This is a genomic window from Pseudomonas capeferrum, from assembly GCF_013523055.1.
In the GTDB taxonomy this organism is placed as follows: domain Bacteria; phylum Pseudomonadota; class Gammaproteobacteria; order Pseudomonadales; family Pseudomonadaceae; genus Aquipseudomonas; species Aquipseudomonas capeferrum_A.
The window spans coordinates 73,163-87,682 of record NZ_JAAMQM010000019.1 but is presented as its reverse complement, the minus strand read 5'-3'; the positions used below and the strand labels follow the sequence as shown (position 1 = coordinate 87,682).

Annotated in this window: 13 protein-coding genes; 3 read left to right on the top strand and 10 right to left on the bottom strand. The window is 55.6% G+C overall.

Translation table 11 applies throughout. From position 1 onward, the window contains the following. Positions 1–2 precede the first annotated feature (2 nt). The 5 genes from G7009_RS20745 to G7009_RS20730 form a co-directional block, all read right to left on the bottom strand. Entirely contained in the window at positions 3–2,129 is a 2,127-nt protein-coding gene (locus tag G7009_RS20745; protein ID WP_181131968.1) for a hypothetical protein, read from the bottom strand. Beyond that, entirely contained in the window at positions 2,116–2,424 is a 309-nt protein-coding gene (locus tag G7009_RS27855; protein WP_258198006.1) for a hypothetical protein, read from the bottom strand. The genes G7009_RS20745 and G7009_RS27855 overlap by 14 nt, the downstream gene beginning before the upstream one ends. Positions 2,425–2,477: 53 nt before the next feature. Beyond that, the gene (locus G7009_RS20740; RefSeq protein WP_258198005.1) at positions 2,478–3,635 is read right to left on the bottom strand and encodes a tyrosine-type recombinase/integrase; all 1,158 of its coding nucleotides are present in this window, start codon (positions 3,633–3,635) and stop codon (positions 2,478–2,480) included. Positions 3,636–3,646: 11 nt separating this feature from the next. Further along, complete coding sequence (locus G7009_RS20735; RefSeq protein ID WP_181131967.1) at positions 3,647–4,900, bottom strand: tyrosine-type recombinase/integrase; 1,254 nt, start codon at positions 4,898–4,900, stop codon at positions 3,647–3,649. A 226-nt stretch (positions 4,901–5,126) separates the two neighbouring features. Then, positions 5,127–6,464: a serine hydrolase domain-containing protein gene (locus tag G7009_RS20730; protein ID WP_181131966.1), complete on the bottom strand. Its 1,338-nt coding sequence runs from the start codon at positions 6,462–6,464 to the stop codon at positions 5,127–5,129. A 142-nt stretch (positions 6,465–6,606) separates the two neighbouring features. On the opposite strand from G7009_RS20730, the gene G7009_RS20725 reads away from it, so the two are divergent. Beyond that, on the top strand, positions 6,607–7,530 hold the full coding sequence (locus G7009_RS20725) for a LysR substrate-binding domain-containing protein (RefSeq protein WP_181132002.1): 924 nt from the start codon (positions 6,607–6,609) through the stop codon (positions 7,528–7,530). A gap of 228 nt (positions 7,531–7,758) precedes the next feature. On the opposite strand, the gene G7009_RS20720 is transcribed toward G7009_RS20725, so the two are convergent. Then, a protein-coding gene (locus tag G7009_RS20720) for an IS5 family transposase (protein ID WP_181131965.1) occupies positions 7,759–8,612 on the bottom strand; the annotation gives its coding sequence in 2 pieces (ribosomal slippage) (positions 7,759–8,268 and positions 8,271–8,612; 852 coding nt in all). Between the two features lie 340 nt (positions 8,613–8,952). On the opposite strand from G7009_RS20720, the gene G7009_RS20715 reads away from it, so the two are divergent. Beyond that, on the top strand, positions 8,953–9,909 hold the full coding sequence (locus tag G7009_RS20715) for a DNA replication terminus site-binding protein (protein WP_181131964.1): 957 nt from the start codon (positions 8,953–8,955) through the stop codon (positions 9,907–9,909). Positions 9,910–10,111: 202 nt separating this feature from the next. Here the strand turns inward: G7009_RS20715 and G7009_RS20710 are convergent, their stop codons facing one another. Together G7009_RS20710 and metE are read right to left on the bottom strand one after the other, a co-directional pair. Beyond that, a complete protein-coding gene (locus G7009_RS20710) occupies positions 10,112–10,537 on the bottom strand; it encodes a DUF3597 domain-containing protein (RefSeq protein ID WP_181131963.1) in 426 nt (141 codons plus the stop codon). Positions 10,538–10,714: 177 nt separating this feature from the next. Next, positions 10,715–13,018 carry a 5-methyltetrahydropteroyltriglutamate--homocysteine S-methyltransferase gene (metE, locus tag G7009_RS20705; RefSeq protein ID WP_181131962.1) on the bottom strand — a complete coding sequence of 768 codons (2,304 nt, stop codon included), beginning with the start codon at positions 13,016–13,018 and terminating at the stop codon, positions 10,715–10,717. A gap of 283 nt (positions 13,019–13,301) precedes the next feature. Here metE and G7009_RS20700 point away from each other — a divergent pair, with 283 nt between their 5' ends. Further along, on the top strand, positions 13,302–13,466 hold the full coding sequence (locus G7009_RS20700; protein ID WP_181131961.1) for a hypothetical protein: 165 nt from the start codon (positions 13,302–13,304) through the stop codon (positions 13,464–13,466). A gap of 65 nt (positions 13,467–13,531) precedes the next feature. On the opposite strand, the gene G7009_RS20695 is transcribed toward G7009_RS20700, so the two are convergent. Beyond that, positions 13,532–13,864: a DUF6555 family protein gene (locus G7009_RS20695; RefSeq protein WP_258198004.1), complete on the bottom strand. Its 333-nt coding sequence runs from the start codon at positions 13,862–13,864 to the stop codon at positions 13,532–13,534. A gap of 114 nt (positions 13,865–13,978) precedes the next feature. Next, positions 13,979–14,515, bottom strand: a complete 537-nt coding sequence (locus G7009_RS20690; RefSeq protein ID WP_181131960.1) for a hypothetical protein — start codon at positions 14,513–14,515, stop codon at positions 13,979–13,981. Positions 14,516–14,520: the final 5 nt, after the last annotated feature.

Below are 14,520 nucleotides of genomic sequence, written 5' to 3'. Positions count from 1 at the left end.
CGTCATGGTCGCCCCTCATCATCTGAAACCGAACTGTGTCGTTTGTACGTGTCCACAACCGTCATCGGACGCCCATTTGGAAACACGCGCTGCACACCTGCATTGGTATCGCGTGCGAGGACGGTCTTTAGATTGTTGAGCTTGTCCTCTTGGTCCGCCAGCCATACATCGCTGCCTGCCTCTCCGGCGCCGGCATCGCGCATGATGGTAATTGCGGTAGTCAAATTCTCGGCTTGTCTCTCAAGGTTGGCGCGCTCGGATGGAGTGCCCATCAGATGGAGATGCGAGCAGCCGTTCCAGCACTGAAGATGCTTAGGGCACGGCGCTTGGGAGAAATCGTGAATGCAACCTCCGAAGGGTGTCACATGCAGTGCCGTGGCGTGTACTGCAAGGAATGCTTCTGCTGTGGTCGTGCCTTTATCTGACAGCAAAGCATGGTAACTGTCGGTCAAAGCGCCCTGAATGCGCTTATCTCTTATTCCCGTATGTAGAAAGTCGATACGCTCGTGATGACTATTGAACACCAAGAACTCCTGATGTTGAGCGGTGTCTTCTTTAATAGTTGTGTGCTGGTAATAGACATTCTGGTCGAGACGTTTTCGCCCCAGGGCCAGCGCTTGCTGAACATCGCTCATACCGGTCAAGTGGTAAATGGTGTTCCGCCAGTGTCGAGGTTGGTGGCTTGTTAGCCGAATCGGCGTGCCGTCGGATTCGGTTAATGAACGACGCGAAAAAATGGACGCATATTTCTCATCGTCACCCAACGCGTGATTGATATCCACAATGGTGACCCGACGCGGGACTGCACGAAACACATTTGCCTCGCGTCCACCGAAACGAAATTGGCCGTCGAAAGCGATGGCAAGAGTTTCACTGATTCTTAGTAGGATACGAAGGTCTCCCGCGACATTTTCTGTTAGTGCAGCATGTCCACGGAGCTTCGGGACGATCAGTCTTTCGATCTCACCAGCGACGTAGCGTCGCTTTAACGACTTTCCTCGTCGCTGAACCGGCTCCTCGTCGAACGGATGTACACCATTGCGCGAGAGGAAAAGGTATAGGTTCCTACTTGCACTGCGTGCTTCGCTAAAACCTAGCCAATCCAAAACCATTGCTTCGGATATTATCGACTGAGGTGGGTTGCTCCAAATGCGTCCTGGATGGGCTTCTTGCCACTTAGCAACCTCTCGCTGCTCTTCTGTTAGCGTTTTTAATCGCTCTACCGCTCGCCTGGCTAAAGGCATATCGCTTTCGGCCAACCAATGAACACGGGACTGAAATTGCTTTTCTGCAAAGTACCTAATCCCACATTCGACCAGAGGCTCACCGTGGGCGTCTACAACTACTTCTCCTAACGCCCCTTTGATTGGTCTTTCGACCCAACATTCATAGGGAATTACTGCTATTTCATTACCTCTTTGTCCAGTCGCGATCAATAAATCAATCACGCGCAGTAAAATTTCTTCGCCTTCACTGAGCGGGTTGTTCGAACATAAAGCGTAGGCCTCCATCGCCTCGCGAGAGGGCAATCTATCATCAGATTTACGCTGCTTTACTGCACGATCAGGATCGTGCAATGAAATGTAGTCGTGGCGACGGTTTTCTGGTTTGACATCGTGATCAAAGTGGATCGAGATCTCGGTTAGATGCAGTTTATCAATCGTACTCGCTATTACCTGAAGATGAGAGATCGCGTCGTAAAGGTTCTTGTAGCCACTCTCGCGGAGAAATCCTACGACGCGTTCAAAATCGCCTCGCGTCAACTGTAAGGGGTCGGATACGCCGCGTTCAAATAACGGGTTGTACAGCCGCCGGACAGCAATGTTGTATGCAGCGACCATCGAAAACCTCAGATTCCGGGTGCGCTGCAGATAGACGATCAATGCCTTACAAAAATCTTGGAAATCCAAGGGGAGGGCAGCTTTAGGAGGAACAGAATAGCCATTTTTCTCAAGCGATTGTCGGTGTGTTTCAAAGGTTATGGTCTGTTGCTTTAGGCGCTGAGGCAACCAGCGCTCGACCGACCACAGCGTTGCCCCCCACGACGATGTAATCGGTAATGACTGAAAAATAGCTTGTTCCTGTGTGATAAAGCCTTCGAGACTTTGCCTTGCCCTAGACGGTGTCATCTTCGGCATCCTCCTTGTGTTGCCGGCAGCGCTCGATCGTAGCGCTTACCGCCAAGATAGTTGTCTGGTGCTGGGCGAGGGGCCGGTTGCGAATGAGGTCTCCGGCTTGTTCTGCGATATCAATGAACCGTTGGGCCTCCCGTTGCAGCGCCTCCTTCACCTGCTCATGGTGGCCGTCAGCAAAGGGATGAAACTTCTTGCAGGTGTAGCAGGCGTAGACAGGATTGTAGGGGCAGTGCGTATGAACCGGGAGGGCGCATGCACCAATGTCCCCGATGTATTGTGTGTCGATCACGCCCCGTATCGCTCTTTGGGCAGCAGTATCGCGGCGTTGTACGACTTCCCCGGTCAAGAGACTACGCATAATGCGCTGATATGCGGGGCTTTTGCCGAGTGCTTTCTCTTTGATCCGGGCGATGTTGGGGTTGCCGTGACGTAAGCCCGAGCCGCAACTGTGCTGTTGTGGCCAAGCAGCTCGGCAATCATGTCTGCCGGAGTTCCTTGGTCAGCCAAACCTTGCCCGAGGTGATGACGCAGCAACATGGTTACCTGGTTCGGCTTGTCTATTCCTGCCTCACACAGCTCGTGTTTGAGGCCCACACCGATCTCGGTAACAGACATGCGTCTTCCGTTAGGACTTACAAACAATGGTTCGCAGTCACGGCCAAAGCGGTGTCGCATTTCCGAAATATGCTGCGAGATTTTCTCCCCCAGCCGGGTGGTTATTTTGCGGGGCCGTCGCTCAGGTCTACGTTGACCAACCTTTTTGGCCATGGGTAGCCAGAGGGTGTAGTACCTTTCATGATTAGCGCTTTCAATGGACTCAAAATCCGCAATGTCCAACGAATGAAATTGAATCGCGCGTGGTGCGAGCTCGAAACCTAAATGAAGTAATATATTAAGCTGGGTTTCCTCCCAATGGCCAGATAAAAACCCTCGTTCAATGCGCTTTAGCAACCGAATTTCCTCATCAAGTTCCAAGCCAGATTGGCAGAGAAAAATTCGTGCATACGGATCCACCCGGGCTGACTTTGCATCTTTGATTATAAGGTAGGTATTTAAATCAAAACCTTTAATGTCTCTGTCAACCGCCCAACGATAAAACCTACGAAACCCTACAAGATCGCGTCTTGAGTTTTTTAAGCCATCAAGAACTGTAATAAGAAGATTCTTATCCCAAGGAAGACCATTTGCTAGTTTGGTCCTAGATAAAGCCTGAAGGGAATCTGCAAACATTTGCGCAGTTCTTGGTGCATATTTTTCAAGCGCATAAGCCATAAAGCTTTTGCTAACTGCCATGAGTTCAGGGCCAAATTGAAGTGCAGTCCAATCTATTTTCATAGCCGTCCCTCCGTCGTACCACGTCCAAACACTTGATCGAGTATCGACGTATCGTGGTTGGTCATTGGTGCGCGTTCGAATCGCAACCTGAGCCGGACCCTCGAACACGTAGGCTGGCAAAGAGGAGGAGGGGAAAGCGTGTTCTTTATCGGCTGATTTAGTCACGGCGAACCTCCTTAACTGTCAAGTCGGCTCCAGGCTGCCGAGGCACGCTGGGCATTGTGGAGGTTGGCCGCCTCGGCTAGATAACGACTTGCATAACGGCGCGGCATCGTTGAAGTGTCAGACCAACCGCAGACTCGACGGAGTTCGTCCGTGGCCCGCTCGAGGTCATACCCACGCTTCTCGACGAGATAAGCCAAAAACTGGTCGGCAAAGGTGTGCCGAAAGTCATGTGCGGAAAGTGTAGGCAACAACCCCGGATGAGCCAGTTCAATGGTCAGAAACAGCCGAGCTAGGACGTTCGACAAAGCGCGGATCGACAGCGGGCGGCCTCGATCCGAGATGAACAGATAGCGGTACAGCAATTTCATAGGTTTTCCGTCACGGATTGGGCGTCGCTCGCTCTGAATATAGCGCTCGTATACCTCATACAGCTGTGTCGAGATACCTACGGTCCGGCCGTGTGTTTTCAGTGCAGGCTCTTCAGCGCGCGGATCTCCTGGGTCATGTTCGCGGTCATTGATGCTGAGATAAGCATGCTGAGAACCCTGATTGATATCGGTTGTGTAGAGCTTCAGAAGCTCTCCGCGGCGGATACCAGTCTCCAGCAGCACTTCAATCATTAGCCAATTGCGCAACTGCAGGCGTTCCGGAAACGGATTTTCCGCAGCTCCCGGGACAATCAATGTGCGAAGGATCTGGAGTTGCCTATCTGTCAGGCTGCGGTAACGAGTGCGGTCTGGACGGACATTGATGATATGGCTCTCAAAGCGCCGCTCAATGACGTCGGCGACATCTGCAAATACAACTTCGATGTTAGCCGGGGTGGTTGAGTTCTGACGTGCGCGTGGAATGTAACGGGTGACGCACCAAGACAGGTACTGCTTCAGCAACCGCAGGTACTGGTCACGGATACGCGAATCGATGTGCGGAAAAGGTGCCGTTTCAGCTTTGCCGATTCGGGCGACCAGGTTGTCGGCTTGACGGCCGCTTTGGAGCCAGATGGCGTAACCGTCCAACAAAGCCAGAATCGCCTCGAAGTGGCAGGCCATGATGGCCTCATCGATATCCAGACCTCGGCTTTTGGCATAGCTATAGAAAGCCTGTATCGCCCGCAGATGTGCCGCAGCAGTATTGTAAGCGCGATGACTGAGTTTGAATTGAACGTAGATGAGCGGAACGAGTATGGGCAACGGCGCCGCATCTCCGGTCTGTACAAGCAACGGTACACGTTGACCTGAAGAGAAACGGCACTGAATCAGCTTCATCGTCAGTCACCTCATTCAAGGACTTGCCATGAACAAGAGGAACATGGCCCGTTGAGAGAGTGGACACCAGACGAGGATTTGTCGAATTAGTGGCTTAGGCAGCTCATGAACATCCTTGACATGGCCTGTCGTTTAACATAATACACATTATCCGCAACTCAGTATTGTGCCGTGGCCTGGGGTTCGCCAGAACCCCAGACTCAAAGCCACGCCTCAGTCATTGTTCCTACTTCTGATTCAGCGCCTCGGCCACAGCGTTCACGAACACCGCCTGTTCGTCATACAGCGAACTCGGTGTCTCGGCATTCTTCCAGGTCGACCACTGCACCATCACTAGGTGCTCAGTCGGATTGATCGCGATCGTCTGTCCGTAAATCCCCAGCGCCCAAAAAGTCTGATCACTGGTGGCAGTCTTCTTCGGTTCTACATCTGTATCCGGCGCTGGCGCGTTGTACCACCATTGATAACCATACTGACCCTTAGGTGCCGCTGCGGTTACTGAGCCTTTGGCCAGGGTCCAATGCGTCGAGCGTGCAATCCAGTCGTTGGGTAACAGCTTTTCACCGTCAGGCAACTGCCCTCCGCTAAGCACGAACTGACCAAACCGACCCCAATCCTGCAGCGTAGCGTTGAAACCATGGCCCCCCATATCCACCTTGCCAGGCACCAGTGCGTGCCAGACTCCGTCCTGGCGCATACCGTAACGGCTCCAGATATGGCTTTCCAGGTACTTGGCGATGGTTTCGCCAGTGGCGTTTTCCAGCACTCGGCCGACCAGCCAGGCGCCGCCGGTGTTATAGGACCAGACTTCACCAGGCATTATCCCAGGCTTGCGCTTGACCGACCTGACCAGGTTCAACACGCAGTCATAAGGATCTGGCTTGGCCTCACATTGGGTCATGTACGAAAAATCGGAGTCTGGCAATGCGTAGTTCTCATCCCAGGCGACACCTGAAGTGTGTTGCATCAGTTGGTGCAAGGTCACGTCGGACCAGGCGGTGCCCTTGAGTTCCGGTATATAGGCCGTAATCTTGTCGTCTACCGACTTGATCTTGCCTTCTTTTACAGCCACGCCCACCAGCACGCTAACCACGGATTTGGCCACCGAGCGTGAAGTCCACAGGGTCTGCGCTGTATTGTCTTTTCCGTAGTATTCGTAGGCGATTTTTCCGTCTTTCAGCACCAGTAACCCGGTCACGCTCTGGTTTTTTAGGTAATCGGCAAGGCCTTGGTGCTTGCCGGCCAAGCTGTACTGCACGTCGCTGAGCTTGCGATCCGCTTCAGGCAATGGATATGGCTTGGCACCGCGGGTGGCGAATACATCGCCTGCGTAGAGACGATACGTGTTACGAAAGCCAATCACGCGGGCGCCCTGGTCCCAGGTGAGCATGTTTTTGGCTGCTGGTAACACTTTGTCGAACGGCTGTGGACATGGCTGCAGGTTAGGTACGCCGCAATCCCCCTTGGTATCGGCAGCCTGGACCGCACCGGCGGTAGCCGCCAGGGTCAGTGTCAGGAGGGAGAAAACAGTGAACGGTGTCTTTATTTTTGGTGTAGGCCGCATCGGTGATTCCTCATTTATTACTATCTGGGAAACTTCACGGGCCATACCCGCTCCCCAGACGAGTCTTACCAACTTGAGCCAACCGGAAAAGAATAATAAATTTGTCATCACTATTACAAAAATTAACATCTGTGAGGTTTCCATGGCGGTCGATCGGCTCCCCCCACTCAACGCTGTCCGCGCATTCGAAGCCGCCGCGCGGTTGGGTAGCTATGTGGCTGCGTCTCAGGCTTTACACGTGACGCAGCCTGCGATCGGTCGTCATGTAAAAAATCTGGAGGACTGGCTTGGCGTGCGCTTGCTTGAACGAACATCGCGTGGTGTAACGCTGACACTGCAAGGTGCGCACTACTACCAGGCAGCCTCCAAGTCGTTGCAGATTCTAGCTGACGCGGGTGCGCGACTGGCTTGTCGTGATGCTGAGCACTGGCTACGGATTCTGTGTGTGCCGGCCTTTGCTTCGCGCTGGCTGACACCGCGCATTGAGGTATTCCGTGCATTACGTCCGGACCTGAAGATTGCCATCGAACCGAATGCATCATTTACCAGCGTGGATCATCGGCAGGCTGACTTGGGCATTGCCTATGGCTTGCCGGGTGAGCTGTCCGGGGTGCGAGAGGTGCTGATCAGGCCTGAGGTGTTCGCGGTCTGTTCGCCTGACTATCGTGCGCAGCTCCCAGGCCATCTCACGCTGGCGGACTTGCCATCGTTCAAGCTGATACATGTCGATGACGGCACTTGGTGGAACAGCTGGTTCGCTGCCAATGGCCTGAAGGTGAGAGTCAAGGCGGACACGTCGCACATGAGTAACGACATTGTGCTCAACCTTGCGCAGCGTGGCCATGGCGTGGCGTTGGCAACCGAAGTGCTGGTGCAGCGTGAATTGCAGAAAGGCAGTCTGGTGAAGTGTGTCGATCAAGCCGTTGCGCTGGAAAGCTACCAGGCACTGACACCGCAGGTCCCCAGTGAGGGTGCGCTATGTTTTATTGATTGGCTGGGGCGTAGCCTGAGGGAGTCCTTTCCGCGGGCGGCTGTTGAGCGTCCTGCACCCTTCTGTTTAGGATGATGCCCGTAGTCTTATACGAGGATTAAATTATAACTCAACTAAATGTCTATTTAGTGTAGTAAAAATAGTTTTTCTAATTTTCAGTATCAAGCCCACCATATCCACCGAATACCCGATATTTGTTCCAAAAACCTTGGTAGCTCTACCAAGGCCTCCATGCACCCAGCACAGTACATTGCTCTCACGTCCCTTTTGAAAAATACCAGGCGAGCTTACGGGTAGATGCAGCTAGGCACTGTACGAAAAGTAATGTCGTAGACACCGCCGCCAACAAGCCAATGTGACCATGGCCGCAAAACTTTCCGCCAGCTTGCAGTAGCGTGTTCCCAGACGGCGGTGCTCCTTGAGCCAGCCAAATAGCCGCTCGATCACGTTTCGCTGCCGATACTTGGGCTTGTCGAAGTGACGCGGCAAGCCCGGTCTGGGTTTGCGTTTCATATCACGCAAGGGAATCACCGGCTGCATTCGATATCGGTCGCAGTACCGACGCAACGAGTCAGCGTCATAACCCTTGTCTGCAAGAAGCCAGCGGCATCGCTTGCGGGGCCTGCCTCGGCTAGAGGGAATGTGGACACCCTCGAGCAGCGCCTGAGCGTGAGACACATCGCTGGCCTGCCCACCAGAAAGAGTGAAGTGAAGCGGTATGCCTCGGACGTCGCAAACCATATGAATTTTCGTCGTCAGCCCACGCCAACTTCGTCCTAGGGCGTGGTCCGTTGGTTCTCCGTCCCCCCTTTTTGACCTGCACCGGAAGATGCTCGAGTTGCTTTCACGGCCGTTGAGTCGATGCACCAGGTATTCAAATCGATCAGGCCTTGCGCGTTGAGCTTGACCTGTAATCGTTTGAGCATCCTGTTGAAGGTACCCTGATTTCGCCAGTCTCGAAATCGGTGATAGACCGTGGACCAGGGCCCGAAGCGCTCAGGCATGTCCCGCCATGCTGCACCGGAGCAAAGCACCCACACCACGCCGTTGAGCATCAAACGATCGTCCACCCTTGGGCGTCCGGTACGCCTTTGTGCAGTGAAAAGATCCGCGACTATTTCCCAGTCCGCGTCGGATAGTTCGTATCGATTGAGCATCGCAACCTTCCTCGCCTAAATGGCGAGAACTCTATGGAAAATCAGAACTCAAGAAGCTACAACGGGGTTTCAAAGGTTTTCATACAGACATACAGACTCTGGTGATCGCAGTAGTCGACGCACCTGTTGAGATCACTACCCTCCTCCCCGCTTTTTCCAACATCCCCAACATCCCCAATGCTCACCATGCGTGGCAAAAGCAAATGTAGACAGATGACAACGGCCTGTTTCATATCAAAATATGGACTCCCTCCTCCCATCCTGTTAACAAGGTCTGGCGCGGTGGTAGGTGATTCTATTACTGCATATCAAGGGGTGGTATTATTTTAGGACCTAATCCATGACTCATTCGATCGTTGCCGCTTACGAAAGCCTGGTTGATGCCATGGCTGTCTTCAACGCAAGGTGGCCTTCCCTGGTCATCGACGGCACGGTTTGGAAGCTGCCGCTGCTTTCCGAACAGAAGACCCCCGCCCAGATCCCGGTAGACTGCGTTACAGGTCCCTCGGCCATCGCCGCGGCCGTATCGGCATTCCGTGAGTTCGAGCTGGACGTGGGCCAAAGTCCTGGCACGGTCATGCGCCTGCCCGGCTATTTCATCCTTCGTGAGTCGGTACTGGACGAAGTCCGCGCCGTAAATCGTTGTAAAGCCGAGCTGGTACAAGCGATCGAAGCCGAACGCCTGTTACGCAACGTGGCAGTCAGTCGACGTTCGAACATCATGCGTCAGGCGCTGGGAAGTCGTTTTTCCCTCAACCAGCTGAAGCGCACCCTCCAGGATTTCGATGCTGCCCCACGCCAGATCACATTCACCTGGGCTGGCCACACTTCTGGCAAGGAACGGGTCCAGATAGGCCCTCTTCGGGAACGATTGTTGGAAGAGGCCCGGTCGAGAGCCGAACAGGTCGGCGAGGCCCTCGAGCAGACGCCCCAGTGGTTCGATCTACGAGCGCTGGTCAACATGGCCGACGATGACTACCTCGACATGCCCAAACCTGTGGCGCCTCATCCACGATGCATGCTGTGGTTCTCCAAAAGCAGCCGCTACGACGCCATGTTGCACGTGAACCTCCCCTTCTTCGTACTGGAGGGAAAAGAGCCTCCAAAGATCGTAGGTTTGAAGGATTTCGACCGCGAGGCGCGTTCGGCCCAGCGGCCTGATATCAAGCTGCGGATTCCTGCGCTCCCCGGAGGCCGCCTGTTCGTGCCCTCCAAGCCGGATGCTCGTGTTACCGCGAAGCAAGACGGCCACGGGACTGCAGAGATCCAGTCGACATATCGCAAGCAGCTGGAGTGAAGCAATGCTGACGTGTAGGCGGTGCTGATCCAGGGTCGTGAAAATAACCGAGCCTGTCGCTAGAATGCCCAGGCGCCCTGTACTACCGGCACTTGAACAAAAGAAACCCATAAAAAAGTGGGCCCTGAAATCAGAGGCCCACTTTCGCTTACCTGGTCTTGACCAGAGCCAACCACAGCCCCGGCCAGACCCATGGCAATGGTCAGTCCAGAAGCTCGGCGGGCACTTTGCCCCCATTCTCGGCCAACTTCTTCAGCACCGCTTTGTGCAACCAGGTATTCATGGCTGCCGAATCATCCGTGGAGCCAGTGTAATTAAGCTCGGCGGCAAGTTCTTTACGGGCGGATAGGCTGCTGTCGATGTTCAACAATTTCAGCAGGTCGACGATCGACGTACGCCAGTTCAGTTTCTCACTGTGCTGGCTTGCCAGGGTTTCCAGCTTGGCCGCCACGTCTACTTCACTAATGGCAGGAGGTGCAGCCGTGGACTGCGTAGCACCAGGCGCCGAAGTGCCGGGCGCCGAGGTACCCGGAGTCGCGGCGCCAGGATTTTGCGGGGAAGCTTCGGCAGTGGGAGCAGCATGCTTGCCAATACCCAGTTTCTCGAGGATGTTGCTGAAAAAGCTCATTCTCTTTCTCCATGTGATGATAGATCTGCTGCCATCTGAGCAATTGCTCACCTATGTCCTGACAAGGTCCAGCACACATAAGTTTGATGCGATTGCGCCTCGAACGATGGACGGGACAAATATCGCTGCTTACCTGCTAATCCCACGGTCCAAGCCGACCACCCGAACTGACTCGACTCAAGCCAGCTCCCGCCGCAGTTGCCGCGCCGCGCTGACCATGTTCACCAAAGCCGCCTCCGTCTCAGGCCACCCTCGCGTCTTCAACCCGCAATCCGGATTCACCCAAAGCCTGTGTGCCGGAATTCGCCTCACTGCCTTGCGCAACAGATTGCTCATCTCCTCCACGTCGGGCACACGCGGTGAATGGATGTCATAGACCCCGGGGCCGATCTCGTTCGGATACGCGAAGCCCTCGAACGCGTCGAGCAGCTCCATGTCGGAGCGCGATGTCTCGATGGTGATCACATCGGCATCCATGGCGGCGATGGATTCGATCACGTCATTGAACTCGCTATAGCACATATGGGTGTGGATCTGAGTCTCGTCCCTTACGCCACTGGCACACAGACGGAAAGCCTCGGTCGCCCAGTCCAGGTACCGCTGCCACTGCGACCGGCGCAACGGCAAGCCCTCGCGGAAAGCCGCCTCGTCGATCTGCACGATACGGATGCCGGCGGCTTCCAGGTCCACGACCTCGTCACGGATGGCCACGGCCAATTGGCGAGCCTGGATTTCCCGGCTGACGTCCTCGCGCGGGAACGACCACATCAGCATGGTCACGGGACCGGTCAGCATGCCCTTCATGACCTTGTCGGTAAGGCTCTGGGCGTAACGAATCCACTCTATCGTCATCGCCTTGGGCCTGCTCAGATCACCATAGATGACCGCCGGCTTCACGCAGCGAGAACCGTAGCTCTGTACCCAGCCGAATCGAGTGAAGAGATAGCCGTCGAGCTGTTCGGCGAAATACTCGACCATGTCGTTGCGCTCCGCCTCGCCATGCACCAAGACGTCCAACCCCAGGCGCTCCTGCACCTGCACCGCGTGGCGGATTTCACTGTGCATCGCCTCGGTGTACTCGGCTTCGCTCAAGCGCCCGTGCTTGCGCGCCTGTCGAGCCAGACGGATCGCCGGCGTCTGCGGGAACGAGCCGATGGTGGTGGTCGGGAACAATGGCAGGTCCAGGCTTGTCCGTTGGCGAACGATACGCTGCGCAAACGGCGCCTGACGCTGGCTGTCCCGAGGCGTGATCGCCGCGACACGCGCCTGCACCTCGGGCTTGTGTATGCGCGAGGACGCTGCACGGCTTGCCTGTACCGCACGGCTGCTCGTCAAGGCTCGTAGAACCTGCGGGGCTTCGGGCTCGTTAATGGCGCGTGCCAGCGTGGCCACCTCTTCGCACTTCTGTACGGCAAACGCCAGCCAGCCCTTCACTTCGGCATCCAGTCCGTCTTCACGGCTCAGGTCCATCGGACTGTGCAACAACGAGCAGGACGGCGCGACCCAGAGGCGGTCTCCCAGACGCTCATGGGCATGCTCGAGCACCGCCAAGGCTTTGTCCAGATCGCAGCGCCAGACATTCCGGCCATTGACCAGGCCCAACGACAGAACCTTGTAAGCCGGAAGTCGATCGAGGATCACCGGATACTGGTCGGGCGCACGCACCAGGTCGATGTGCAGCCCCTCCACCGGCAGATTGGCTGCCAGGCCCAGGTTGTCCTCCAAGCCGCCAAAGTAGGTAGCGACCAGTTTTTTGAGCGGATCACGCTGGATATGGTTGTAGGCGCGCTCGAACGCGTTTTTCCAGTCCTGCTCAAGGTCCAGGGCCAGGATCGGTTCGTCGATCTGCACCCACTCGACGCCCTGCCCGGCCAGGCGCTGGAGAATCTGCCCGTAAACAGGCAGTAGCCGATCCAGCAGGTCCAGCTTGTCGAAGTCCTTGCCCTTGGCCTTGCCCAGCCACAGGTAAGTCAACGGCCCGATCAACACTGGCTTGATCTTGTGCCCCAGCGCCGTGGCCTCCTCCACTTCCTCGAACAGCTGGTCCCAGCCCAGCTCGAACTGCTGGTCGTGAGAGAACTCCGGGACCAGATAGTGATAATTGGTATCGAACCACTTGGTCATTTCCTGCGCATGGGGACTACCGCAACAAGCGCCAGCCTGTGCATCGCCTGAAGTACCGCGAGCCATGGCGAACAAGGTCTGCAGGCTGACCTGGCCATCGACGGGCCGAAAGCGTTCCGGGACGACACCGAACATCAACGAGTGGGTCAGTACCTGGTCATACCAGGCGAAGTCGCCTACGGGAAGCAACTCGATCCCGGCCTGCTGCTGCAGAGCCCAATGGTCCCTTCGCAATTGGCGACCTGCCTCACGCAGACCCGCCTCGCCAAGTTCACCCTTCCAGAAGGCTTCAAGTGCTTTTTTCAATTCGCGGTCGCGGCCGATGCGCGGAAATCCGAGGGAGTGAGCCAAGGCCATGACAGTGCTGCTCCATATGAATGATGGCGCCATTGTCTTGAATCCATCAAACTGAGACAAATTCATTATTTTTGACTTGATCAGTAATAATTCTCATGCAAGGCGTGCGCAGATGTGGCTCTAGCCAGCATCTCTATGCAGACCACTGGTCAGCTTGATATGAATCCATTTGAAGAACCGACTCGCCAAGGCCCTCCAATCTACTGAGACAGCTGGTCATCCAGACCCTTCCAGGGTTGCCGAAGCGAGGCTGTCCACACCCCCAAAAACCCAGGAGGTTGCTATGACTGAAACATTGAGAATGGGCGGCGGCGACGCGCAGACCGATTACCCAGAGCTCGATCCTGACAACCCCAATGGCCGAGTCGATGATCCAGATGCCGATCCAAATTTGACGGATGACGAAGAGCGTGGCGTTCCTGCGGCGGATCCCGAGTCCGGTGCCTGAAGCGATATCGCGGGGCCCCATATGAAAACAGCCCGCAAATGCGGGCTGTTTGGTTGTGCAATCTCTCAGGCTGTAACCGTGGTCTCTTCGCTGGCGGGAAGATCGCCAGGCGCCCGAGCCAAACCAACCTGAGTGGTACTGTCGACCACCGGTGGCGCAAAGCTCGGAGCACTGCCCGACAAGCGCCAGCTGACATCGGTCACACCATAGCGCTCCGCCATCGGCCGACTGACCTTGCGAATCTTCTCGCGACCGAACTTTGGAATGATCCCGACCCCGGCGTCGCAGCTTGCCCAATGCCAGGCTTCGGCATTGTCCATACGGTCAAGCCGGATAATGAATGTGCGGTGGCTACCGTGCAGCCGGTAATCGATTATGTACAGTTGCGGGGCTGGCATCGTGGGGCCTCCTGTTCTCCATGGATGACAAGAGATGGAGTGAGCTTTTTCGTGAAAATTCAAAAGATTGTCTAACAGGATGGCTCAGCGGCGTAGTGGCCATTTGCTTGGTGGTCAGCTGCCTGTCGGATCCAGTTGAATGAACAGGCAATAGCCGCCCAGCACCACCCAGAACACCAGGAACAACCAAGGTGTACGTAAGGAGAACAGCAGTGACTTGCGATAACCTCGATGACTCGCCTCGCTTTCGCTGAACAGGGGATATTCATCGAAGGAGTGGCCCATCTGTGGTTCGCTGCGCAACAGCTGGCTCTGCTTGAAATGCCAGTGATCGATGATGCCGTAGGAAGCGCGAATGCCAGGCCACGCGTTGAGCGTGCTGAGGACCCCCAACAAGGCGAGCATGGTGGGGACTACCAGTGTGAACAAGGCGCCCCACTTAGGGTTGAGGTTGGCCATGCAAGACCCGAAAGCGATGACCAGAAACGACTGGGCGCTCAAGTAGGCGTCGGTGCGGTTCGCGAGAATCGTGGTTTCGTACTGTATCTCGCGACGATAGAAGTCCAAGCGGTCCTTGGGAGTCCCGAACATCAGGCTTTCGTCTGCCGGATGCAGGGACTCGCTGTCGGTCGAAGTGATAATGCGGGGCATGCAGA

Coding starts and splice junctions, on each gene's coding strand:
- G7009_RS20700 (WP_181131961.1), top strand. CDS start 13,302: ATGACTGAAACATTGAGAATGGGCGGCGGCGACGCGCAGACCGATTAC.
- G7009_RS20710 (WP_181131963.1), bottom strand. CDS start 10,537: ATGAGCTTTTTCAGCAACATCCTCGAGAAACTGGGTATTGGCAAGCAT.
- G7009_RS20745 (WP_181131968.1), bottom strand. CDS start 2,129: ATGACACCGTCTAGGGCAAGGCAAAGTCTCGAAGGCTTTATCACACAG.
- G7009_RS20695 (WP_258198004.1), bottom strand. CDS start 13,864: ATGCCAGCCCCGCAACTGTACATAATCGATTACCGGCTGCACGGTAGC.
- metE (WP_181131962.1), bottom strand. CDS start 13,018: ATGGCCTTGGCTCACTCCCTCGGATTTCCGCGCATCGGCCGCGACCGC.
- G7009_RS20715 (WP_181131964.1), top strand. CDS start 8,953: ATGACTCATTCGATCGTTGCCGCTTACGAAAGCCTGGTTGATGCCATG.
- G7009_RS20690 (WP_181131960.1), bottom strand. CDS start 14,515: ATGCCCCGCATTATCACTTCGACCGACAGCGAGTCCCTGCATCCGGCA.
- G7009_RS20730 (WP_181131966.1), bottom strand. CDS start 6,464: ATGCGGCCTACACCAAAAATAAAGACACCGTTCACTGTTTTCTCCCTC.
- G7009_RS20725 (WP_181132002.1), top strand. CDS start 6,607: ATGGCGGTCGATCGGCTCCCCCCACTCAACGCTGTCCGCGCATTCGAA.
- G7009_RS20735 (WP_181131967.1), bottom strand. CDS start 4,900: ATGAAGCTGATTCAGTGCCGTTTCTCTTCAGGTCAACGTGTACCGTTG.